Genomic DNA, 24,493 nt, shown 5'->3' with positions numbered 1-24,493 from the left:
CTTATGTTGCCGGTGTAACGTTTTCTTTGTGCAATTTGTATTCGACGGAATCGATCAACGCCTGAAAACTTGCTTCGATGATGTTGTCGCTGACGCCGATCGTTCCCCAGGATTCGTGGTGATCGGCACTCTCGATGTTGACGCGGGTGCTGGCCGCGGTGCCGGCGCCGTTGTCGACCACGCGTACTTTGTAATCGACCAAACGCATGTCACGCAGTTGGGGATAGGACGGCAGCAGGGTTTCGCGGAGTGCGGTGTCGAGTGCGTTGACCGGGCCGTGTCCTTCGGCGGCGTTGAAGCAGTCCTGGTCGCCGACGCGAATTTTCAGGATCGCTTCGGCGTAGACGTCTTTTTCGTCGGCGGAGGTTTCGCCGGCGACGACACGGTATTTAATCGGGCTGAAGTGCGGGGTGAACGTTCCGAGCACGCGTTTGATCAGCAAATCGAATGAGCCGCCGGCGTTCTCGAATTGAAACCCTTGGTTTTCCAGACGCACGACTTCGGCCAGGATTTTGTCTTGAACTTCGCGGTCGTCTTCGATGCTGTGCTTGTTCGCCACGGCGACGATGTTGCTGCGGCCGGACAGTTCGCTGACCAAGATCCGCCGTTCGTTGCCGACCAGCGTGGGGTCGATGTGTTCATACGTCGAGGCGGCCTTGTTGATCGCGTGGACGTGCATGCCGCCTTTGTGGGCGAAGGCGCTCTGTCCGACGAACGGTTGCCCGCCGCGCCACTGCAAGTTGGCGGTCTCGTACACGAACCGGCTCAACTCGGTCAGCGGTTGCAGGCTGCGGCCGCCCAGCACGGAGTAGCCTTTTTTCTTCAGCGCCAAATTGGCCATCACGGAGATCAGGTCGGCATTGCCGCAGCGTTCTCCGATGCCGTTGATCGTCCCTTGCACCTGGGTCGCACCGACGTCGACGGCGGCCAGCGAATTGGCCACGGCAAGCTCGCTGTCGTTGTGGCAATGAATTCCGAAGGTCACGCCCGGGTAATCACGCAGCGAGTCGATCGCGGCGCTGGTGATTTCGGCGATTTGCTCCGGCAGCGAACCGCCGTTGGTGTCACACAGCGACATCACCGTCGCTCCGCCGCTGGCGGCTGCCCGCAGCGTTTGGAGGGCATACTCGGGGTTGGCGCGATAGCCGTCAAAGAAGTGTTCGGCGTCGTAGATGACCGCGGCATGTCCGGCCAAAAACTGGACGCTTTCGCCGATCATCGCCAGGTTTTCTTCCAGCGAGACGCGTAGGACTTCGGTGGCGTGGTAGTCCCAGGTTTTTCCGACCACGGTGATCACCGGCGTGCGGGCCGCGACGAGTGCTTTCATTCCGGGGTCTTCGGCGGCTTCGACCCCGCGACGACGGGTCATGCCGAACGCACAGACCTGGGTGTCGCCCAAGTCGTGCTCTTGGATTTCCTGGAAAAATGCGACGTCTTTTTCGTTGCTCAGCGGATAGCCGCCCTCGATAAAATCGACGCCCGTTTCGGCCAATCGCAGCGCGATCTGCAGTTTGTCGTTGAGGGAAAAACTGACGCCTTCGCCCTGGGATCCGTCCCGCAGCGTGGTGTCGTAGATTTGGATCGGTTTTGAAGTCATGGTTCGTTTTTCATTACGAAAAAACCCCCGGAGCTGGAACGCCACGGGGGTCAAAGTTTCTTCCAAAGGCTGTGCTTGAACGGCTCACTCGGCGGGCACAACGTGCCGGCGACGAAGCCGATCGGTCCCCCGCGTCATCGCTGGCAAACAGTGCCAGGGACGCGGCAAATAATGACAGGTTGAATTAGCACAGTGATCGTCGTGGATTAAATGATCGTTGTGAGGAAGCGGAATCGATGTCTTGAATTCACCTAAGAATCGAGAGAATACGGCGTCACCGATCATCCGTCAATCGCGGACGCGTCCCGACCGGGGGGGGCTAGTCGTCTCTCTCAGCTCGATTTTCGGGTAGTGGACGAGGCGACGAGTCCTCTGCCAAGATGCCGACTGCAGAGGACTCGTCGCCTCGTCCACTACCGCCTACCCGAAAACCACGGCGAAGCGGAAGACTCGGTCAGGGCGAGGCGGCGGACCGCCGTCCGCGCTGGCGTCCGGCCTGGACCACCGTCCACAGGTAGCTGAGCGAAAAGACGATGCAAATCGCCACCATCAGCGAGACAATTTGGGTCGAATGCAGGTTCACCACGCCCTGCTTGCGCCAGACGGAGAAAAAGTGAAACAGCTGGCCAAAACCGATCAGGCAGCCGAAGGCACCGAGGATCGCCGCCGTCGCCAACGCTTGGCGGCGACGATGCGGATTGAGTGCCACGACGCCGAAAAACAGGATCGGAATTCCCAGCATCATGGGAATAAACAGCATCGGAGCCTTGTTCAGCGAACCGAACAGGGCGATCGCCGTGTCGATGCACAGCAAAAGTCCAGAAACAATGCCAAATCGAGCCATCAATCGCTTTCGAAAAAGGGGGTGCCATCGCCGCCTGAGCTGACTAAATCCTAGCTCTCTTTTATCGGCAATGTCAGCCCTCTGTGAACCGCCCGGCTGACGCAGCCCGCCAGGGTGCGACAGTTCAGCACGTGGCGATAGCCAGTGGCACGTGATGCTGCCGGCGCGATCGTCATGGGCCGGTCGCTGACGCGTCCCGCTGGTGTGCGGGCGGGTCCGGTTAGTCTTGTTGCGAACCGTCCTCGGTCTTGGATTCGGGCGCTTCGCCGTCGGATGGTTCGGCGTCCTTCAACCGTTCGGCTGCGTCGCGGTGGCCTTGGGCCAGGTCCGCGTCACCCACCTTGTCGTAGCAATCGGCGAGCATGAGATGCGATCGTCGCTTCAAGTCCGGGGCGGGCAACGCACGCTCCAGATCGCTGATCGCTTCGCGGAACCGCCCCATGCGAAACAGGATCTGTCCGCGTGTCTCGAAGAAGTGCGGCGTCGGGGTGGGGACGTTGTCGATTGCCGCGTTAGCGACCTGCAGCGCTTTTTCGTACTCGGGATCCTCTTTCAGCGCCAACGCGACGGCCAGATTATTCAGGATCGCACCGCTTCGCGGCAGCTGTTCGGCCGCCTTCTCCAAGTGCAACTCCGCCATCGCGAGATCCTCTTTCATCAGTGCAGACGTGCCTTTGATAAAATGGGCGATCCCGGCCGGCGATCCCGAGATCAACGCCGCTCGGACGGTTGCAATCTGTTCGTCGTCTTCGTTCAAACTGGATAGCACGTGGTCGGCGACCATCGTCACCACGCGCGGATTGTTCGGCGCGATCTTGACCGCAGCGTCGAGCATCGTGAGCACACGCAATCGTTCCTGCACGGTGTTGGTCGGAGATTTTTCGATGTAGGTCACATAGGCGACGATTGCGTCTCCGAGCGCTTGGGTCAGCATTCGCCGCTCTTCTGGCGTCTTGGCGACGTCGATGCTGCCTTTAAGCGTTCGGATCGCGTCGGAGTGCCGTTCCAAAAAGATCTGGTTGCGAGCAATACTCATCGCAATGTTGGAATTGGTCGGGTCGTCCTTGTGCATTTCTTTGACCCGTTCCAACGCCGCGGACGCATACTGTTCGGCGGCATCAAATTCATTCAATTGACGCGCCAAGGCCGCCGCCTGCAGTCCACGCATCGGTTCGACTTCGGACAGTTCCAACACGACGGGGATCGCGGAACTGAGGCGTTGTTCAAAGATCAGGTACTCCGCGTACATCCGTTTCGCACCGAGATTCTCGTCTTCTCGCTCGGTGATCAACTGCAAAACCCTGCCGACTTCGTCGAGTTCTTCGGGGCTGAAATCGGTCAGTTTCTTGCCGATGATCTGGTTCTCCAGCAGCCATTTGGCAGCCGGAAGATGGCGACGCGTCAGCAGTTGACGCATCAACACCTTGGCCTCCTCTTCAAACGACTGGGCTTCGCGGACGAGCGCAAAGCGGTGGATCAGGTCGACGTTTTTCGGATCGGCTTCCAGCTGTCGCCGAATCACGATCTCCGCGGTCGGGAAATCTTCGCGGTCCAAGGAAACCCGTAATTGGCGGTCCAACAGCCGGTTTCTCCAGCCCGCGCCGCCGCTAAAGGCGATGAACGCTGTCGTGAACAGAACCATCGACAGGATGACCGCCGGGATCGCTTTGGGCGCGTCACGCCAGGGGATTCCCAAGAACCAACAGCGGATGAACTCACCGATCCAGCGAAACCACGTCAGTGGGTTGAATGCGTGCATCTTAATTCAACTCCTTTGCCGTCATCGGTTGCTCTGATTTTGCCACCGCCGACACAGCGGCCGGGGCATCGATTCGAAGCGCCTGGGCGGGCAGCGTGCGACCGGCGTTTTCAATGATCGCGTCAGCGATCCGGCCACGTGCGGCGATGAATTCCTCCTGCAGATCTTGCAACTTGCGTGGACTGAGTTTGTCCGGCGATGTGATCCACATTTGGAACATGATGACTTCGTTTTGCTCCCAAACGCCGGTTGAATCGATGCGATTCCAAACCCGGTGCGTGAACGCCGACAAGCTGTCCGGTGCGTCGACCAGAGTTCCGTCGCTGCCGATGCCGGCAAAGATCAGGTAACCATGCTGTGTCGGGCCGCGTTTGAACCGGGCCAAGACGTACGTGGATGTCAGGGCGTCGGGGTTCTTCGCAACGATCTCCATCGATTCGAATTGGTCGGGCGATTGGATGTCGCGATCCAACAGCATCCAGTCCAGCCGCTCGTAACAGTTGCACAGTTCATGCCAGCCTTGGTGGGGTTGGCTCAGCACGAACTGAACGGTGACGTCATCCCACTGGCATTCCCAGATGTCCGAGTTGGCTCCCAAGCGTGGGTCTTCGTAACCCCGGTTCGCCTTGTGCCCGACGACGGTCAGAACATTCAGCGAGTCGTTGATCAGGTCCGGTGGCGGGTCGAACACAAGTGCTTTGTCGCTCTGGACCAGGTTGGCTGGTTTGCGAGACCGAATGACTTGGGTCAATGATGCCAGGCAAATCAGACCGGCCAGCGCGGCGAAACCGATCTGCGCGATGCGGTTGTCGACCAAACCCTGGGCCCAGCGGAACGCTCCGCTGCGTTTGTCGCGAGCCAGAAGATCCATGACGTTTCGTTGCGTGCCGCGGCCGCCGGTCGCTTCGTCGGCCGAATTCAGGGACAGGTAGTTCCAGCCCGCCACCAGCGGGTTGAACTCCGATTCCTCCGGGACGCGATGCAACAGCGTGGCAATCAAATAGTCGAAGGAAAGTAGGAACCCGAAGGCGATCGCCAAAGCGACGTAGCCCAGCAATTGGTGCGGCCAACCCTCGGCTAAATCGAACTGAAAGGAATTGGCGACCAAGGCGACGACCGTGACCCGAATGACGTTGGCGAAAATGGCCAACAGGCATGCGATCGCCAGGTAGATCGGTGCCATCCAAATCCGTCGCCGTCGCCACGAGATCATCAGAAAGGCGAGAAAACTGAGCGTGAAGACGGATTGAATACCGCTGCAGGCTTCGGCAACAAATAGCTCGCGATCGGCAAGCTGGATCACGTTGTTGGTCACCGCGTGTGGAACCGCCAGCGTGTCCAGCAAGACACTCGACATCCACGTCGTCACGTTCTGCAGCCACAGCACCAACAACGTGTCGGCGCGAACCAGTTGAACGATCGTCAGCAACGGAAGCACGAGGACCAACAACGTTGAATCCTCCGGTCCACGCATCGCGTACAGCATGGTCGCGCAAAGGATCGCGAATGCGACTGCCGCAAACCAGGGGAACTGCACCACCGTCCCGAAGGCAGTCAGCAGCAACGCGAATCCGATCGCCGCCCAGCTGAACCAACCGCGCGGAGGATAGAAATAGCCGTCAAAGCGGAGGTACGTCAGCCAGGCCACTGCGGCGATCGCGAACGGAAAATAGCGATAGGTCGGATTGCCCCACATGCCGATGAAGTACGGCACCAACAACGGAGCCACGGCGAGAAACAAGCCGAGCCAAAACCAACGCCAGTTGGGGTGGGGTTGGGAATCGCTGGTCGTCGCGGGCTGAATCGGTTCGGCCTGGTCGAGCATGGACGTGTACAGGCCTGTCGAGTCGGTGGTCGACATTGGCAAATCAGTCTACTGGAGAGTGTTCAGGTCGGTGTGGTGTGGCGATGGGGCGACGGGTGTCAGCCATCGAAATTCGGCTTGTTCGACGATCCGCCAGACGAAGCATCCGCGCCGCTATGTGAGTCCGGTTCGTCGCGCGAGCCCGGCGGGTCGGCCAGCAAGGTGCCGGCGGAAAACGGGCGTGGTGGGCCGGATGCGGCGGCCCGGGAGACCGAGTTTCCGTTTTTCGCCGCTTGGGGTCCCTTGCCGGACGGGCTGCTGCCAGACATCGCCGCCCCCGCGGGGCGGGAAAGACGAATGGTGTTTTGAGACGTGACCGCGACGCTGGTGCTGGAGGTTTGGCCGTTGCGTCGATAGTAGCCGCCGTAGCGTCCGTACTTGTAGTAACCGTATCCGCGGTAACCGTCGCTCGCACTGGTTTCGTCGGAATTGTTGATCACCACGCCCAAGACATTGGCGCCGACGCCGTTGAGGATATTGAGTGCTTCGCGGGCATTCGGCTTGCTCTTGCGGCGGATCCGCAGGGTCAAGATCAACGCGTCGGACATGCTTGCGGTGATGCTCGGGTCGGTGACGACCAACAGCGGGGGCGTGTCCAGGATGATGTAATCGTATTGTTCCCGGAGATACTCGAGCAACTCGTTCATCACCGGCAACGAAAGCGCCTCGGCCGGGTTGGTCGGGATCGGACCACAGGGCATGATCGACAGCTTGGGCAGCGGCGTGGCATGGGCGGCTTCGAGCGGCTCGCATTCGCCGTTGAGGACGTTGGTCAGTCCCAGTTTTTCATCGCAGTCGAAGTTGTCGGTCAGCTGGGGGCGACGCAGGTCACAATCGATTGCCAGGACCCGTTTGCCGCTTTGGGCGATCGAGCAGGCCAGGTTGCACGCGATCGTGCTCTTGCCATCGCCCGGCAGCGGGCTGGTGATCTGGATGACCTTGCCGCCCTTGATGTTGTTGGTGTCAAAGAACACGGTGGTTCGCAGCGACCGGATCGCCTCGGCAGCCGACGACGACGGTTGATGGACCACCGTCAAGTCGGTCGACAGTGTCTTGTAAGGATCGAGTTCTCCTTTCTTGGTCTTTCGCCGTTTGCCGCGGAAGAACGGAATGTGCGTCAAGATCGCCACGCCCAGCATCGAACAGATCTCTTCGGGGTCGCGGAACGTGTTGGCGTTCTTTTCCAACAGCAGCGCGAGCCCGCCGCCGAGCAACAGGCCGACCAGCGTGCCGAGTCCGCCCAGTTTCAAAATGCTGGGGCCGACCAGATACGCCGGGGTGGGTTTCATCAACTCGACCACCTGCGTCACGCTGTCGTTGTCGGACAGTTGCGTTTTGCCCAGGTTCTCTTTGAGCTGTTGCATCAATTGGCGATACTGCTCCATCTCGCGAACCATCGATTCGTTACGCAGTTCCTCGCTGGAGATTTTCGCCGCGAGCACTTTTTCTGTTGCGATCTGCTCATCCAATTCCTTGATGAACCCTTTGAGCATCTCGACCTTGGCTTGGTGCGAGTAGACGACCGCTTGGACGGTTTCTTTGGCCCGTTCGATCGGGTCACCCAGGTCTTCGAACCATTCGCGTCGCAGTTTGGTGATGCGGTCGGCTTGCTCACGAACCAGGCGGAGCAGCTCTTCACGCGTGGTTTCGAGTTCTTGATCGAGTGCCTTGACGGTTGGGTGGGAGGGACCGAATTGAGAGACGTTCTGGTTTTTGGCGACGATCAGCGGCAGCAGTTTCTTTTCCAGGTCGATTTCGGCCAGCAAGCTGTCGCCGATGATCGGATCGGGTTCGCGGGCGTCGGCAATGCTGCTGACTTTTACCCCCAACAACTGGCTCATCACACTCAGCGCGATCCGCGGGTCTTCGGTTTGTGCGGCGACGGTTTCCATCCGTTTGAGCACTTCTTCTTCGCGACGGAGTTCTTCGAATTGGGCCGAGCGTCGTTTCGTCAGCAGTTGCTGTTGCTCGCGGTGCGGGTTTTGTGCCCGTCCGTCGGCATCCCAGGTCAGCGGGGCGTCGCGACGGAACTCGGCGTAGCGATCTTCCAATTGGGCCAACTTGGGACCGAGCGTCGTCATCGCCATGGTGATCAACCGCTCCAGATCCGCCTGGGCGGTTTTGTGTCGCTGGTTGTAGTACTCTTGCAACGCTTTGCTGTAGGCCTTGATCGCCGCTTCGCAGTGTTCGGTGTTGTTGCTGTCGAAGTGCAGCAACGTGATCAGCGATTGCGCCGTTTTGACGTCCGTGACTTCGGGTTCGAGTTCCAGTTGTTCCTGAACCTCGACGATGAAGCGATCGATGCTGTTGCCGTAGAATTCGCGGTGCGGCACCATGTCGGGATCGTTGAAGGCCATTGTGGCGACGGTGTCGCTGAACAACTGGGCCTGCAACACTTCGATATCCGGGACGCCGCCGACGACTTCGCCGGTCAAGGCGTCAAAAATCGGCGGCCGATTCGATTCGACCATCAGCCGGGTGCTGCTGCGAAACGTCTCTTCGGTTCGCGAGTAGACCAGGAATCCGATCACGCCGAACACGATGGCCGGCAAAATCACGGCCCAGCGGTAGCGCCACAGCGCTCCGAGGACATCCAGGGGCTGCGTCGCCCCGGTCGACGCGATCTGGCGGCTGCGGCGGTTGGAGGGTGGAGTCGAAGTTTGTTCTGCAATCATCGTGGGGCGTGAATCTGTTTCGGCAGAGCGTGGGGGAGTACCGACACCGAAGCGTGCCGGCCGGGCGCGAGCAGTCTGGTCGCGGTGAAGCTTATAAACAAGGATCCGTTGATCGAATCGGTCCTGATGGGGGAAAACCGACAGCGTCTGGGAGCGTGCTGTCGGCCCGCCGGGTACAACACCGCCGGGCCCTTTCCTTCCGAAAATCCTTTCGAAAACGCGTTTTCCCGAAGGCCGGTCGATGGAGTCACCACTCAACACCTACCGGGAAACCGTGCCGATGTAGTTTAACCCTCATCTGTTGACGTCCATAGCGCTTTCGCAAATCGGGCCGCTCAAAAACCCTTCCCCGTCGGCAGAATCGACTTCACCGGCAAAATGTTGGCGGTTTCCGGACACTTGCCCGATCGTGGTAAACACTTGAGTCTGACTTGATGAAATACTGATGGTTCCTTGAATTCCGCCTGCGCGGCGTCATTTTCGCGCAACACTTGGTTGCGTCGGTCGCCCCGGGAATCAATCCTGGCGACCGGCCAACGAGCGCCGCAATTCTGATACACCTGCCTCATAAAAAGTTTTCTTCATGATCGCTCCCATCACGCTTCCCGATGCCGCTTTGCCACTCGCCGGAAGGACCTGTCTGGTCACCGGAGGGGCGGGATTTATCGGATCGCACTTGGTCGACGCTCTGCTCTCGCACAATGCGACCGTCCGTGTGTTGGACAACTTCAGCACCGGTTATGAGTCCAATCTGTCCCACGTGGCCGATCACCCCGGCGTCGAAGTCGTTCGCGGTGACGCGGCGGATCCGGCGGTGACGGAGAAAGCGGTCGCCGGCTGCGATGCCATCTTTCATCACGCCGCGATGGCCAGCGTGCCCCGCAGCATGCGCGAGCCGGCACTGTGCCACGCCTGGTGCGCGACCAGCACCATCAACCTGTTGGCCGCGGCGGAGGCCGCCGGGGTTCGCCGCATGGTGCTGGCCAGCACCAGCGCCGCCTACGGAGATTCTCCCTACGTCAGCAAACGCGAAGAGGATCCGCCGGCACCCCTGTCGCCCTATGCGGCCTCCAAACTGGCCGCCGAAGCCTACATGCAATCGTTCTCGCGAACGTCCAAGCTGGAAACGGTGATCCTGCGTTACTTCAACGTCTTCGGACCCCGCCAGGATCCCCAGAGCGAATACAGCGCCGTGATCCCACGTTTCGTCTCGATGATATTGTCCGGTAAACGCCCGGTGATTTACGGCGATGGGTCGCAGTCACGCGACTTTGTGTTCGTCCGCGACGTCGCCAAGGCAAATCTGTTGGCCGCCACGATTCCCGGCATCAACGGCGGCACCTTCAATATCGGGCAGGGACAGCGCACGACGCTGTTGGAGTTGCTGACGACGCTCCGCGACATCCTCGGCCAAGACATCGAGCCGATTCATGATCCGCCCCGGTTGGGCGATATCAAGGATTCGCTGGCCGATATCACCCAGGCCCGAACGCGGCTGCAGTTCGAGCCCGATGTCGACATGAAAAGTGGTTTGGAGCAAAGCGTCGACTACTATCGATCGATCTGCTGATCACATCGGCTGATCACATCGGCCCGGTCATTTCCCACGCCACGCCGCGGGTCGTGGCCGGGTCGATGAATCCGGCCTTGCGGCCACGCGGGGCGTCGTGCGGCGTTTCGGATTTGGCCCGCATCCCACGCGCCGGCAAGGACGCGAGCGATTCGGAGACGTCGTTCGTTTGAAAACACAGATGGTGTAACCCTTCGCCGTGTTCGGCCAGATGGGTCTGCAACGGATGGTCCTCGGTCAGCGGCTGGACCAATTGCAAGTGCACGTTGCCCATGTCCAGATGCGTCAGGCGTACGTTGCCGCTGGGGATCACTTCGCTCAACACGACGGGCAACCCCAGCGTGTCGCGATAAAACGCCAGCGCCTCATCGGTGTCTCGCACCACGATGGCGATATGATCGAGTTGTTTGAAAAGCGGTGTATCCGGCATTCGAAGTCTCTTTTGTGGTGGTTTGATCCGCCGATCGCGTCAGATTGAGCTGTTCGATCGAGCATTCTCAATCATAATGGATCTGTCTCGCCTGCTTCACGCTCTCCGGTACTGAATTGATGATTCGTGCGCAAGTTCACCAGCCCTTCTTCCGCAAATTCCTGTACGTCTTTCTCGGTTGTACCGCGTTTGCCGGATGGTGCTTGTACGACGGATTGATCAAGTATCCAAGGAATCTGACGATCGCCGAAGCCTACGAGGGGCTGCCGGAAGAGGGCCGTCGCGAAGCCTGGAAAGAACTCGCCGCTGAAAATGGTTGGCCCACGATCACACCGTCCAAAACCGCCAGTGACATTCGTCACGACATCAGCACTCAATTCATGCAGCTGATCCTCTGCATGCTGTTCGGAATCCCCGCGCTGATGATGTTCATGTCCGGCCAAGGAACCTGGGTCGAAGGCGATGAAACCGTGATTCGTAACAGCAAGGGCCAGGAGGTGCCCATCGACGCGATCACCAAGATCGATAAACGAAAGTGGGATGCCAAAGGGATCGCGAAAATCCATTACGAAGTCGACGGAAAGAAAAAGAAGTTCGTGATGGACGATTTTAAATACGAACGCGAACCGATGGGCCAACTGATGAAGTTCGCCGAAGCCCAGTTGACCGAAGAGCAGGTCACCGGTGATTTTCTCGAGCGCGACAAAGAGCGCATCGCCCTCCAACAAGCCGCCGAAGCGGAAGAAGAATACGACGGCGACGAAGAGGAGTATGAAGACGACGGCGAGTTCGAAGCCGCCGAGGACGCGGAGACGAAATCCAACCCGTAGGGCATGCCGTCACGATCGGTGCGTAGGGCATACTGTGCATGCCGATCGTGTCCATCGTCACGCACAGCGTGACCTACATCGTCACGCACAGCGTGACCTACATCGTCACGCACAGCGTGACCTACTTCAGGCCCCACGTTTCGTCGAAGAACCCTTGGCCCATGATCTCGCCGGCGTAGATCGAATCGTCATCGGACTCCACGTCCAAGACGGCCCAGTCGGGCAGCATCGCGATTTGACGGGAATTGCTGACGTTGGAAAACTCGCGAAACGTCATGCCGCTGTTGACGACGATGTAGCGCCGCGGGTTAAGCGGATTGGGATAGCAAAACACGGGGGCATGATGCACCGGATCAAAACTCTGGTCGCCCACATGCAGCGTCTCACGCGTCCACTGGATCGGAAGCCGGTCGGCGATGTTGAACAGAAACCGATTGCTGCTGAAGTCGCCGAAGCAGATCAGGTGGCAGGTTTCGAGGTGGTCGTCGGTCAGGTCGCGGTCCAGCACGACTCGCACGTCGCCGCGCATCAGTCGCGACCAACGCTGCTTGAAATACTCCGCCTCGCGATCGATCCAGCGTTGCACTTGGCCATGGCGTGCCGGGCGACTGGGCATGACGATCACAAACCGGTCGCAAAACGCATCGTCAATCGGCCCCTGCAATCCGGGGCGTTTACGTAGCGTCATCTCATCATCACGCGTCGATGTCCACTCGCCCGATGCGTCTTTCGCTAATGTGCACTGGAATCCACGCAGGTTGCCGGTGTCGTCCACCGAGTATCGTTGGCCGTCGATTTCCATGTCCACCGCGCCGCGACGGCCCGGCCAACCGGTGTCGGAAAAATCGATCTCCAAATGGGTCACCCCATCGGTCTCGATGCGAAGGCTCTCATTCTCGCGGTCCAGCCGGGCGCTGACCGCCGCGGCCGTCCAGTGTTCCTGCATCCCGGCGACGCGTAGCCAGCCCGCTTGGCTGTAGCGGAGCGTGTAGGTGACGAAATCAATTTCCGTCTCCGGACCCTGGTCGGCTTCGGCGGCCCACTTGGCGATCTGGGCGTCGATCTGCTGTTTCGAGGGATCGTCGATCTTGTGCCCCATCCCCGCCCCGATCACGTAGGGGAACTGAAATCCCAGTTCCTCGGCGCGGGCCGCGACCCGGTCGGCCGCCATCTTCTGTTTGTCGACTTCACCGCTGTAGGCGATCGTCCGAGTGCCCTTCAAGTTCTGGGTCCACGGCAAGACGTCATACCAACGCAGCAGTTTTTCTGTGGTCGCGGTGAGAGGGAACGGCGTCGATTGTGTCCAGCCCTGGTAGCGGAGTGTGTCGACGAATCCGGCGCCGGGATTGGCCGCCAACCAGCGAAAGGGATCGTGGACGGCCAAGTGCCAGCAACCCGCCCCGCCCATCGAAAACCCGCGGATCGAAACGCGATTCGGATCGATGGCAACGCGTGATTGGATGTCATCGATCGCTTCATAAACATCGGTCTCGCCGGCAAACTTGAACGCGTTGCAGTGGCGGCCGAACGGATGCAGAACAAACGTGGCCTCGGGCGTGTATTGCCCGGCTTTGGTCATCCGCTCGGTCAGAAACGGAATCTCCGTTTTGGTGTCGCCGCGGCCGTGCAGCCAGACATCCATCCGCATCGGCGTTTCGGCCTGGGCGATCGTGAACCCCGCCGGAACAACAAGGCCATAGGGCTGAACCGAATCATCGATGCGGGAAACAAAGCCGGCGACCAAGGGCTGGGGATGGTCGTTGGCGTCGGGATTAAATCCCAGCAGTTCCAAGCCACGTGTCCCCGCGGCCGCTGCGGTGATCCGCCGCGCGGCTTCGTCGAGCAACCGTTCCGCCGCATCGACTTCGCTGTTCTTGAAAAACAAGTTTTGCTCCAGTGCCAGCTGCACCGCTCGGATCAACACGTCGACGTCGCTTTGCCATTGAGACGCATCGGTCGATTCGGCGACCGTTCGGCTGAGTTGCTGACGGATCGATTCGACGCGTTGTTCGAGCGCCGTGCGCCGTGGTGGATCGATCTGGATGCCCGGCGGCGGCAAGGGTTTGAAAACAGGCTGTGGAGTCGTCGATTGGGCGATGCCGTTGGCGGCCCACGCAGCCGAAAGCGCGAACGCGAAGGTGCAGGCGAAGGCCCGTAGGCTCGCGCCAGACGGCTGATGATCCTTTGCCATCAGCCGGTTCGCGCCAGCGTCCGGGCGCGTTGTGTGGTTGTAGGCCCGTAGGCTCGCGCCAGACGGCTGATGTGCAATTGATATCAGCCGGTTCGCGCCAGCGTCCGGGCGCGTTGTGTGGTTGTAGGCCCGTAGGCTCGCGCCAGACGGCTGATGTGCATTTGATATCAGCCGGTTCGCGCCAGCGTCCGGGCGCGTTGTGTGGTCGTGTGCCCAGGGAATGGCCCGCATCTCAGGTGTCTCCGGCGATCTGAATGACTTGTTCCAGTTGCATCACTCCATCATAGATCGATCGCCCCACGATTGCCGCCGGCATGTTCATTTCGACCAACTTCCGAACGTCGTCGTAGGTCGTCACGCCTCCGCTGGCAACCAAGGGGATATCCGTCGCTTCCGCCATGTCACGCAGTCCGTCAAAGTTCGGGCCGCTCATCATTCCGTCGCGGGCGATGTCGGTGTAAATGATCGCTGCGATGTTGGCCGTTCGCTCTCGCAGGTCTTGGGCCAGTTCGATCGCCGGCGTGGAGCTGGTTTCCAGCCATCCGTCGGTCGCTACCATGCCGTCCCGCGCGTCGATGCCCGCCGCCAATTTGCCGGGGAACGCATCGCACATCGAGGCAAACCATTCGGGTTGCTTCAGCGCGGCCGATCCGACCACCAGACGTGCCAGACCCAAGTCGAGCAAAGCTTCGATCGCAGCTTGATCGCGCACACCGCCTCCCATCTGGCAGGGCAGTCCGGTCGCGGCAACGATCCTCGCGACCGCGTCGCGATTGGCCGTCGGGTCGTCGCCCCGGGCGGCATCCAAATCCACCAGGTGCAATCGTTTCGCCCCGGCTTGCTGCCACTGGACGGCAAACTCCACCGGGTCGTCGCCGAAGACTGTTTTTCGGTCATAGTCGCCTTGCCGCAAACGGACCGGTTTTCCATGACGCAGATCGATTGCGGGCCAGATTTCCATGGTGATGTGGGACTCTCGTGTGAGTGAGGGCTTCAGTGGAACATACGGCGAGACGCCGACGACCAAGCGGTCGGCGTCGGCCGGTTGCAACGATACCGCACAGGCAGGTAGACTGACCAGCACAGAGCACAAACGATTGTGCAAGCGGCCTCCACGCGTCGAAGTCACAACCAGACCGCCGAAACGGCTTTCGTGCTGCCGCCACGTTTTATGTCGGGTTCGCGCTGCTATCGGTGGGGATTGTTGTCGATGGTTAGCCCAGTGAAAGTGCTGGAGTGCTCTGTCAAGATTGCACCTTGGGGTTGAGTCATGAAACCACCGAATCATCGCACACCCGACACGCCGCAGGGTCCCGGTTCTGCGACGCTGGGCCATCCCGTGACGCTCAAAAACGTCGCCGACCGCGCCGGTGTCAGTGTTTCAACCGCCTCGCGCGCGCTCAATGGCCAAGCCCGCAAGTATCGCATCAGCCCCACGACGGAGAAAGCGGTTCGCAAGGTCGCCGCGGACCTGGGGTTCCAAGCCAGTCAGGTCGCCCGCTCGCTCCGGCTCAAACGAAGCGGCTTGATCGGGGTGATCGTTCCGGATATCTCCAACCCGTTTTTTGCCTCCATCGCCCGCGAAGTTTCATTGGGCGTCGAAGCGTATGGGTTCTCGGTCTTGCTTGGCGACAGCCGCGAAGAGACGCAGATCGAACAGCGATTGGTCGAACAGTTGCGTGCCAAACAGGTCGAAGCCTTGTTGGTGTGCCCGGTCGGGGTGGTTCCGGATCATCTGGTCACACTCGATCGGTCGGGATTGCCGGTCGTGGTCGCCGACCGTGTGTTTGACGGAATTGAATTGCCGAGTGTGACGTCGGACAATCGGACCGCGGCGCGAGCGGTGGCGGAGGTGTTGATCGAGCAGGGCCATCGCAAGATCGGTGTCCTGTCGGGCGTTCGTGACAGTTTGCCCGCCAAGACCCGTCTGCAAGGCTTGAACGATGCAGCCCAGCACGCGGGATTTAAACTCGATCCATCGTATCTGGCGGGAAACGCGTTCACCGAGCAATCCGGCTACGACGCGACGCTCGAATTGTTGGATCGACATCCCGAGATGACCGCGATCTTTGCGATGTGCACGCCGGCGGCGATCGGTGCGATCGGCGCGCTGGCCGAACGCGGAATCGCGATCCCGCGCGACATGTCCATCGTCGCCTTCGATGACCATCCCTTTGCCGAACTGATGAAAACCCCGCTGACCGTTTCGGTTCAAGACATTCCCCGACTGGGTCGATTGGCCACCGCAGTCTTGTTGAAGCGATTGAACGTGAATCCGAGCGCTGATTCCAGCGCTGATTCCAGCGCTGAATCGAGCGGTCAAGAGCTGCCCCCACTGAGCACTCCTTCGGAGCTGCAATCTGCCTCGTCGCTGTGGAAGGTCCCCACCACGCTCTTGCAGCGGTCGTCCGTTGCTGCCCCACGTCACTAACGCGACCATGCACCACCTTCGCGAACCGCTCCACGTTCGTTCCCTTTGAATTGTTTTTCGATTTCAACATCCTGCCGGCCGGCTGATCATTCCATGTCTTCCCCCGTTACAAGTCCCCACGAACGTTCCAAACCGAAGATTGCGGTGTTGGGATCCATCAACATGGATCTGGTGATTCGATGCGATCGGTTACCCAAGCCCGGCGAGACCGTTGCGGCTCGATCGATGACCGAAGTCCCCGGAGGAAAGGGTGCCAATCAAGCCGTCGCGGCGGCGCGCTGCGGTGGTGCGGTGCAAATGATCGGGCGTGTCGGCGACGACGGGTTCGGGCAAAAATTGCTCAACAACCTGCTGCAGGAATCGATCGATTGCAGTGCCGTCTTGACCGCACAAGGGTGTGAAAGTGGACTCGCGATCGTCAGTGTCGAAAACAGCGGCGAGAACGCGATCATCGTGATCCCCGGAGCCAACGCGCGGCTGTCGGCCGAAGACATCCACCGTAGCGAATCCATCCTCGCCGATTGTGACGTGTTGATGGTCCAATTGGAAACGCCTCAGCCGACGGTGTTGGCGGGCATTCAAGCGGCCAAGCGGGCGGGGGCCAAAGTGATTCTGGATCCCGCTCCGGCGGCAACGCTTGCCGAGGCACTGTTCGACGTCGATCTGATCTGCCCGAACGAATCCGAAGCCACCGCGATCGTCGGCGGCCGTCTGGAAACGATCGACGACGCGGCCGAGATTGCCAAACGTTTGCACGCCAAGGGGCCGGCGGCGGTCGCGATCACGTTGGGCGCGCGGGGGACCATGCTGTACGACGGGCAGACCGCTGAACTGATCAAGTCGATCAAGGTGGACGCCGTCGACACGACCGCCGCCGGTGACGCGTTTGCCGGCGCCGTGGCTGTCCGTTGGGCGCAAACCGGGTCGCTTCGCCAAGCCATCCAGTGGGCCAATCTGGCCGGTGCCCTGGCCGCCTCCCGCGCCGGAGCGCAGCCGAGTTTGCCGACCCATCAACAAATCGATTCGCTGTCTTCGTAGTGTTTTCTTCCCCGTTTCCTTTCCCGCCAACGAGTTTCCCATGCGTCACTTCTTGCTTCCGATCCTGTTCGCCGTCGCGGTGGCAGGATGTTCGTCGAAATCCGACACGTCGACTGCCCAGTCCAATTCGGCGGACACAAACGAGCGTCCCAAAGTCGCATTGATCATGAAGTCTTTGGCCAACGAGTTTTTTTCGACGATGGCCGAAGGCGCCAAGACGCACCAAAGTCAGCATGCCGATGAGTATGAATTGATCGTCAACGGCATCAAAGACGAACGAGACCTGAGCCGGCAAGTGGCGTTGGTGGATGAAATGGTTGCCGCCGGTGCCGACGCGATCGTGATCGCCCCGGCCGATTCCAAGGCGTTGGTCCCGTCACTGCGAAAAGCGATCAACAAGGGCGTCGTCGTGATCAACATCGATAACCAGTTGGACGCCGAAGTGCTGGCCAGCGAAGGCGTGACGATTCCGTTTGTCGGTCCCGATAACAAAGCCGGGGCGAAGCAGGTCGGTGACTACCTGGCCGGCAAGTTGGCCGCCGGCGACAAGGTGGCGATCCTGGAAGGCATTCGGACGTCGTTCAACGCTCAGCAGCGACTGGCGGGTTTCGAAGCTTCCATGAAAGCCGCCGGCGTCGAAATCGTTTCCAGCCAAAGTGCCGAATGGGAGATGGCCAAAGCGAATTCCATCGCGGCGTCGATCTTGAGCGAACATCCGGACATCAAAGCCATCTTGGCGGCCAACGATTCGATGGCACTCGGCGCGATCGCCGCGGTCAAGTCCGCCGGCAAGACGGGCGAGGTGCTGGTCGTCGGATTCGACAACATCTCCGCCGTCCAACAGGCCATTCGTGATGGAAAGATTTTGGCGACGGCCGATCAATACGGTGACAAGCTGGCCGTGTTCGGGATCGAAACGGCGCTGCAATTGGTCAACGGCGAAACCGATCAGCCGAGTGACGTCGAAACGCCCGTCGACCTGGTGACGGCAGAATCACTGTGAGCGTCTTGTTGGATGCAGCCGGGATGACGAAACGTTACGGCAACGTGACGGTGTTGCGTGACGTCGACTTCGATTTGCGCAGCGGCGAGATTCACGCGCTGCTCGGGGCCAATGGTGCCGGAAAGTCAACGCTGTGCAAGATGATCGCCGGGCTGACCGAGGTGACCGCCGGCGGCATGCGGATCGAAGGTGACGTGTATGCACCGCATCACAAACAGGCTGCCGAATCGACCGGCGTGCAGATCATTCAACAGGAATTGAACCTGATTCCCACGCTCAACGTCGCCGAAAACCTGCTGCTCAATCGGCTTCCTTCGTTCGCCGGGATCGTTTCAAGTCGCACGCTGCATCGCCAGGCACGCGCCGCACTGGACCGGTTGCAATTGGACGACGTGGACACCTACGCGTTGGTCAGCCAGCTCGGCGTCGGACATCGACAGATGGTGGAGATCGCCGCGGCGCTGGCACGCGAGTGCAAGATCCTGATTTTGGACGAACCCACCGCGGCGCTCAGTGGCAGCGAGACGCAGCTGTTGTTCGACCAGCTCAGTCAGCTGCGTGATCGCGGCGTCGGCATGATCTACATCTCGCACCGTCTGGACGAAGTCAAACAGATCGCCGACCGCGTCACCGTGCTGCGAGACGGACGTCACGTCGGCACCGAAACCGCCGAATCGATGAGCACCGACCAGATGGTCCAGCGGATGAGTGGCGAGGTCGCCGATGAACGGTCCGATGAACAGCCTGATGCCGAAACCCGTCAACGCGCTACGACGTCGGCGGTCTCGGCGGACGAATCAGATCGGCGTAACGATTCGACCGTGTTGACTGTGGAAGCCCTGTGCTGTGGCATGGTTCGCGACGTCTCCTTTCAGGTCCGCGGCGGGGAAACGTTTGGCATTGCGGGTTTGGTCGGATCGGGGCGGACCGAATTGCTGCGCGCGATCTTCGGCGCCGATCGAGCGGAATCTGGACAGGTTTGCGTCGCGGGAAAAGCTCCCACGCGTTTTGGGCATCCGTCGCAAGCGGTCGCGGCAGGCTTGGCGATGGTGACCGAAGACCGCAAGCAGAACGGTTTGTTGCTGCAGCAGTCGATTCGCTGCAACACGTCGCTGAGTGCGATGATCAAACGGTTTTCACGGTTCGGTTTGATCAGGCCGGCACGTGAAGCGACGGTCGCCGGGCAAATGTGTCGCGCGATGGAAACGCGTTGCACCGGGATTGAACAGAGTGTCGGAACGCTCAGTGGCGGCAATCAACAAAAAGTCGCGATCGCAAAATGGCTGACCCGCGACGCCGACGTGTTTCTGTTTGATGAACCGACGCGGGGGATCGATGTCGGTGCCCGGCGAAGGATTTATGAACTGTTTGACGAACTGGCGTCGGCCGGCAAGGGGATCGTGATCGTCAGCAGTGACTTGGACGAGCTGATGGAGACCTGTGATCGGATCGCCGTGATGTCGGCCGGGCGGCTGGTGGAGACCCGCGAGCGGTCGTTGTGGACCGAAGATGCCATCTTGCAGGCGAGTTTTGCCGGGCATCGAACCAAAGAATCTCAACGTTTGACTGGAACATGAAACAAAAGTTGACTCAATCGTTTTTGCAGTACGCCGGACTCTTGGGAGTGTTGGTGCTGTTGATCGCGGTGTTTTCGCTCAGTTCAAAGAACTTCTTTCAGACCCAGACGCTGGTCACGATTGCCAACTCCAATCCGGACCTGATCTTCGTGTCGGTCGGGATGACGTTGGTCTTGATCGTCGCCGGAATCGACTTGTCGGTCGGATCATTGATCGCGCTCGGGTCGGCGGTGATCGGGGTGTTGATGGTGCGACACGAGTGGAGTTTGCCGGCGGCGTTTTCGGTGTGTTTGCTGGTCACGGGCTTGTGTGGATTGTTCAACGGGTTTGTCTCGGTTTGGTTTTCGATCCCATCGTTCATCGTCAGCCTGGGCATGTTGGAAATGGCACGCGGCGGGACGAAGGTGATCACGGATTCACAGACGATGTACATCGGCAGCCGCGTCGAAGCGTTCGGGGAACCGTTGCAGTGGGTGCCGCTCTCACCGGCTTTTCTCGTCGCGGTGATGACGGTGATTGCGGGGCAGTTCCTACTGACGAAAACCGTCTTCGGGCGTTATTGCGTTGCCATCGGGACCAACGAAGAAGCGGTTCGGATGAGCGGGATTCGGACGGCACCGATCACCATCGCCGCCTTCATGATTTTGGGGCTGCTGTGTGGTCTGGCGTCACTGTCGCAAACCAGCCGATTGTCCAGTGCGGATCCCAACGCGGCGATCGGGTTAGAGCTTTCGGCGATCGCGGCCTGTGTGATCGGCGGCACCAGTTTGATGGGCGGACGCGGCAGCGTGGTCGCGTCCTTTATCGGCGTCCTGATCATCGCCGTGCTGCAATCCGGCCTGGCGCAGTTGGGCGTCGAAGACGCGATCAAACAGCTGATCACCGGTGCCGTCATCATCGCCGCCGTTCTCCTCGACGCCCTCCGAGTCCGCTGGGGCAGGAGGTCGGGGTGAAGAAAAGTAGACAAGAAAATGGGTGACAAGAAAATGTTGTGTGGACGTTTGGAGTGATGCCGGTTGAGGTCCTGGGCGAAGTCCGCGCGGTCGAGGAGCAGGTTTTTGCGGACGTCTGCTACAGGGTGATGGGGCGTGTGTTTTCAGTTCGGAAGACCATGGGACCGTTCTTCCGAGAAAAGATCTATCAGACGAAGATTTGTGAGAGTTTCCAACAGACGCAAGTAGAAGTGCCAATCGTCATTAGACAAGACAGGTTTCGTCATGAGTATTTTATCGACACTGTCTTTGACGCGGTGGCTGTCTTCGAGTGGAAAGCGGTTGAACGCCTCCATTCAAGGCACCGAGCACAATTGCTGAATTACCTCATGCTCTGTGAACTCCAGCGTGGCAAACTTGTGAACTTACGTCCGGAGACCATAAGGCTCCATCGTAAAAGTCACTGCAATCAACAAACAAAAACAATCCTACCTGAAAAACATCCTCCGATTTCTTCGTTACGTGGAGATTCCTGTCGTACAGTGGCTCAACATCGCCAGTGACACCGTGACATTCCGAACGATCCGACGGTGCTGAGCGGACCGGCAACATTTTCTTGTCATCCATTTTCTTGTCTCCCTCTCCACTGCTCTCCATCTTCCTGCCCCTCATCTTTCTGCCATCCCTCCGCGCTCCATCTCCATCGCCAGCACTTTCCCTGTCTCGCTTTCCTGGCACGCTGCGACTTCCGCCGGTGTGCCTTCGGCGACGATTCGGCCTCCGGCGTCTCCGGCGCCGGGGCCGAGATCGATCAGGTGGTCGGCTGAGAGCATCAGCAGCGGGTTGTGTTCGACGACCAACAGCGAGTGTCCGTCGGCGATCAGGGCGTCGAAGCAATCGACCAAGCGGATCAGATCGTCAAAGTGCAAACCGGTGGTCGGTTCGTCCATCACGAACAGGGTGCGTTTGCGTTTTGCCGACGCCAAGAACGCGGCCAATTTCAACCGCTGGCCTTCGCCGCTGGACAGCGTGGTGGCGGATTGGCCGAGCGACAGATAGCCCAGCCCGACATCGATCATCCGTTTCAGCCGCGCCTGAACCTTGTCGGCGCCTCGGAAAAACGCGTAGGCTTCGCGGGCGCTCATCGCCAGCACATCGGCAATCGAGCGGTCGCGATATCGGACCTTCAAAATGTCATCGCGGAATCGCGTGCCGCGACATTCCGGGCACTGCATCGAAACGTCGGCCAGGAATTGCATGTCGATTTCCAGCACCCCGGCGCCTTCGCATTCCGGGCACCGTCCCTTGTCGCTGTTGAACGTGAAGTGGCTGGGAGTCAATCCGCGCGCCCGCGCCTCGACGCTGTCGGCAAACACCTTGCGGATCGGATCAAACGCCTTCAGGTAGGTCACCGGGCAACTGCGTGGAGAGCGACTGATCGGGGATTGATCGACCGACACACAGTCCTGGATCTGGCCCAGTCCGGTGATCGATTGATAGGGCAGCGGTTTGGCGGCTTGGCGAAGTTTCTCGTGGCGGATTGCTTCGAACAGCGTGTCCTGGACGAGCGAGCTTTTGCCACTGCCGGAAACGCCGGTCACGACGCACAACACGCCCAAAGGAAAATCCACGGTCAGGTCTTGCAGGTTGTGGCCGCGCGCCCCTCGCAGCGTGATCCGACCACGCGGCGACCGCGGATCGTGGTGCCGCAGAGTCGCGCCGCGTCGTCCGGAGAGGAATTGCCCGGTCAGCGAGTCACGGTGGCGCAGCATCTGCTTGGGCGTGCCTTCAAACACGATCCGACCGCCGTCGCTGCCCGCACCGGGACCGATCTCGACGACGCGATCGGCGGTTTCGATCATCGTTTCGTTGTGCTCGACGACGATCACGGTGTTGCCGCGATCCCGCAAGGATGCGATCGAATCGGCCAGCCGGCGGACGTCTTTGGGGTGCAGCCCCGCGGTCGGCTCGTCCAGTACGTACAGCATGTTGACCAGGTTGCCGCCCAGGGCCGCGGTCAACGCGACCCGTTGCGTTTCGCCGCCGGAGAGTGTTCGCAGGGGGCGATCGAGTTGCAGGTAGCCCAGCCCGACCGATTGCAGGTATCCGATCCGGTCGCAGATTTGTCGCAGCGGCTCGGCGGCGATCTCGCGCTGCCGCTCACCCAGCGGCGCGTGATGAAAGAAGTCCGCAGCGGCCGAACCCGACATTTCCAGCAGGTCCGCGATCGTCCGGTCGGCGATCTTGTAGGCCAGTGCCGCTGCGTTGTAGCGACGACCGTCACAGGCGTCGCAGGTTCGATAGCTGCGATAGCGGGCGGCAAAGATGCGGATGTGCATCTTGTATTTCTTGCGATCCAGCCAGGCGAAGAAGCCATCGAGTCCGCCAAAGTTTCGCTCGGGCACCCCGCGCTGAATCAACTTCAAGTGCTTCTTCTTGAGCTTGCTGAATGGCACGTCGGTCGGCAGGTCGTAGTCCTCGGCCAGCGCCAGCAATTCCTCCAGCTCATGTTCATAGGAGGGCGTGTTCCAGGGCGCGATCGCACCCTCGGCGATCGAAAGCGACGGGTCCGGCACGACCAGGTCCATGTCCACGTCGACCAGATCGCCGAAGCCTTCGCATTTTTCGCAGGCGCCCAGCGGGTTGTTGAAATTAAACAGCCTGGGGACGGGATCGGGGTAATCCAGGTCGCACTGATCACAGCGCCGTTGATCGCTGATCACCCGCTGCATCCAAGGGCGGCCATCGATCTCGGTGATGCGGCCCGTCGGCGTTTTGCCGTCTGTACTAACACCAGCGCTCGGATCAGCGGCCGAGAGATCGTGGTTCGGGGGAACGAAGCGAAGATTCGATTCGCCGACGCGTTGCGCGGACGGTGGTTCGGTGTCGGCTTCGGCGATCGCTGTCGCCTGCGCTTCGATCAGCACGACCGCCCGGCCGTGTCCTTCGCCCATCGAGGTTTCTAGCGATTCGGTCAAACGCGACAGTTCGGTGTCGGCTGAAACCCGGTCGACGACCACGATGCATTCCGCGCCCCCACGCCCGATCTTCTTGGCCAATGCGGCTCGATCGGAATCGGACAAATGAAACGTTTGGCCACGGACGATCAAACGCAGGTACCCGGCCCGTTGCAGCCCCAGCAGGATCTCGCCGCCGGATTTGCGATTGGGCAACCAGACTTGGAACCCGATCATCGCGCGCTGGGGTGATGCGGCCAGTTCTTCGGCGATCGTGGTGGGATCATCTGCCGAGACCTCGCGGCCGCAGTCGGTGCAGTACAGCGTGGCGCACTTGGCGAACAGCAACCGCAAGTGGTCGGCGATCTCCGTCGCCGTCCCCACGGTACTGCGATTGGTTTTCGAGCCGCCCGCCCGGGTCACCGCGACCGCCGGCGGGATGCCGGTGATCGAATCGCAGTCCGGTTTGTCGAGTCGCTGCAGGAATTGCCGCGTGTAGGCCGAAAAGCTTTCGATGTAGCAGCGTTGGCCTTCGGCATACAGCGTGTCGAGGGCCAGCGAAGTTTTACCGCTGCCGGACAGCCCGCAAAACGCGATCAGTTTGCCCCGAGGCAGATCCAGATCGACGTCGCGAAGGTTGTGAACCCGGCAGCCCCGGACGGAAATCAAATGGGCGGCCGCGGAAGAGCGAGAGGGGGCAGATGGGGAGGACAAGGGCGCAGTGGGGGCGTGGTTGAGGTGAAGCGAGTGCTGAGTGAGAAGTGTAGCGCATCGGCCGCCGTTGACGACCGGCGG

General features: G+C 60.3%; 17 protein-coding genes. 8 read left to right on the top strand and 9 right to left on the bottom strand.

What is annotated here, in order from left to right:
* Position 1: 1 nt before the first annotated feature.
* The 5 genes from cimA to TBK1r_RS08485 form a co-directional block, all read right to left on the bottom strand.
* Positions 2–1,597, bottom strand: coding sequence for a citramalate synthase (cimA, locus tag TBK1r_RS08505; protein ID WP_145208928.1), 1,596 nt, complete (start codon positions 1,595–1,597; stop codon positions 2–4).
* A 454-nt stretch (positions 1,598–2,051) separates the two neighbouring features.
* Positions 2,052–2,441: a hypothetical protein gene (locus tag TBK1r_RS08500; RefSeq protein WP_145208926.1), complete on the bottom strand. Its 390-nt coding sequence runs from the start codon at positions 2,439–2,441 to the stop codon at positions 2,052–2,054.
* A 220-nt stretch (positions 2,442–2,661) separates the two neighbouring features.
* Positions 2,662–4,200, bottom strand: coding sequence for a tetratricopeptide repeat protein (locus tag TBK1r_RS08495; protein WP_145208925.1), 1,539 nt, complete (start codon positions 4,198–4,200; stop codon positions 2,662–2,664).
* A 1-nt stretch (position 4,201) separates the two neighbouring features.
* Positions 4,202–6,061, bottom strand: coding sequence for an exosortase U (gene xrtU / locus TBK1r_RS08490; protein WP_145208923.1), 1,860 nt, complete (start codon positions 6,059–6,061; stop codon positions 4,202–4,204).
* Positions 6,062–6,123: 62 nt separating this feature from the next.
* Entirely contained in the window at positions 6,124–8,739 is a 2,616-nt protein-coding gene (locus TBK1r_RS08485) for a polysaccharide biosynthesis tyrosine autokinase (RefSeq protein WP_145208921.1), read from the bottom strand.
* A 583-nt stretch (positions 8,740–9,322) separates the two neighbouring features.
* On the opposite strand from TBK1r_RS08485, the gene TBK1r_RS08480 reads away from it, so the two are divergent.
* Positions 9,323–10,309, top strand: coding sequence for an SDR family oxidoreductase (locus TBK1r_RS08480; RefSeq protein ID WP_145208919.1), 987 nt, complete (start codon positions 9,323–9,325; stop codon positions 10,307–10,309).
* A gap of 13 nt (positions 10,310–10,322) precedes the next feature.
* Here the strand turns inward: TBK1r_RS08480 and TBK1r_RS08475 are convergent, their stop codons facing one another.
* Complete coding sequence (locus tag TBK1r_RS08475; RefSeq protein WP_145208917.1) at positions 10,323–10,739, bottom strand: VOC family protein; 417 nt, start codon at positions 10,737–10,739, stop codon at positions 10,323–10,325.
* Positions 10,740–10,858: 119 nt separating this feature from the next.
* Between TBK1r_RS08475 and TBK1r_RS08470 the strand changes: the two genes are divergently transcribed.
* Positions 10,859–11,569 (top strand): hypothetical protein, encoded by a 711-nt coding sequence (locus TBK1r_RS08470; RefSeq protein ID WP_145208915.1) that lies wholly within the window; start codon positions 10,859–10,861, stop codon positions 11,567–11,569.
* Positions 11,570–11,690: 121 nt separating this feature from the next.
* Here TBK1r_RS08470 and TBK1r_RS08465 read toward each other — a convergent pair whose 3' ends face one another.
* Together TBK1r_RS08465 and hisA are read right to left on the bottom strand one after the other, a co-directional pair.
* Entirely contained in the window at positions 11,691–13,760 is a 2,070-nt protein-coding gene (locus TBK1r_RS08465; protein WP_419581128.1) for a prolyl oligopeptidase family serine peptidase, read from the bottom strand.
* A 232-nt stretch (positions 13,761–13,992) separates the two neighbouring features.
* Entirely contained in the window at positions 13,993–14,721 is a 729-nt protein-coding gene (hisA, locus tag TBK1r_RS08460; RefSeq protein WP_145208911.1) for a 1-(5-phosphoribosyl)-5-[(5-phosphoribosylamino)methylideneamino]imidazole-4-carboxamide isomerase, read from the bottom strand.
* A gap of 309 nt (positions 14,722–15,030) precedes the next feature.
* On the opposite strand from hisA, the gene TBK1r_RS08455 reads away from it, so the two are divergent.
* The 6 genes from TBK1r_RS08455 to TBK1r_RS08430 all read left to right on the top strand — a co-directional run bounded on the left by TBK1r_RS08455 (position 15,031) and on the right by TBK1r_RS08430 (position 21,304).
* Complete coding sequence (locus TBK1r_RS08455) at positions 15,031–16,191, top strand: LacI family DNA-binding transcriptional regulator (RefSeq protein WP_145208909.1); 1,161 nt, start codon at positions 15,031–15,033, stop codon at positions 16,189–16,191.
* A 93-nt stretch (positions 16,192–16,284) separates the two neighbouring features.
* On the top strand, positions 16,285–17,229 hold the full coding sequence (rbsK, locus tag TBK1r_RS08450) for a ribokinase (RefSeq protein ID WP_145208907.1): 945 nt from the start codon (positions 16,285–16,287) through the stop codon (positions 17,227–17,229).
* A gap of 40 nt (positions 17,230–17,269) precedes the next feature.
* Entirely contained in the window at positions 17,270–18,232 is a 963-nt protein-coding gene (locus TBK1r_RS08445) for a sugar ABC transporter substrate-binding protein (protein WP_145208905.1), read from the top strand.
* A 23-nt stretch (positions 18,233–18,255) separates the two neighbouring features.
* A complete protein-coding gene (locus tag TBK1r_RS08440; RefSeq protein WP_145208903.1) occupies positions 18,256–19,809 on the top strand; it encodes a sugar ABC transporter ATP-binding protein in 1,554 nt (517 codons plus the stop codon).
* Positions 19,806–20,762 carry an ABC transporter permease gene (locus TBK1r_RS08435; protein WP_145208901.1) on the top strand — a complete coding sequence of 319 codons (957 nt, stop codon included), beginning with the start codon at positions 19,806–19,808 and terminating at the stop codon, positions 20,760–20,762. The genes TBK1r_RS08440 and TBK1r_RS08435 overlap by 4 nt, the downstream gene beginning before the upstream one ends.
* A gap of 56 nt (positions 20,763–20,818) precedes the next feature.
* On the top strand, positions 20,819–21,304 hold the full coding sequence (locus TBK1r_RS08430) for a GxxExxY protein (protein WP_419581548.1): 486 nt from the start codon (positions 20,819–20,821) through the stop codon (positions 21,302–21,304).
* A 105-nt stretch (positions 21,305–21,409) separates the two neighbouring features.
* Here the strand turns inward: TBK1r_RS08430 and uvrA are convergent, their stop codons facing one another.
* Positions 21,410–24,412, bottom strand: a complete 3,003-nt coding sequence (gene uvrA, locus TBK1r_RS08425) for an excinuclease ABC subunit UvrA (RefSeq protein WP_145208897.1) — start codon at positions 24,410–24,412, stop codon at positions 21,410–21,412.
* Between the last annotated feature and the right edge of the window lie 81 nt (positions 24,413–24,493).

Source organism: Stieleria magnilauensis (genome assembly GCA_007753675.1).
Classification (GTDB): domain Bacteria; phylum Planctomycetota; class Planctomycetia; order Pirellulales; family Pirellulaceae; genus Stieleria; species Stieleria magnilauensis.
Note: the sequence above shows the minus strand (reverse complement) of the source record. Positions and strands in the feature narration are given on the sequence as shown.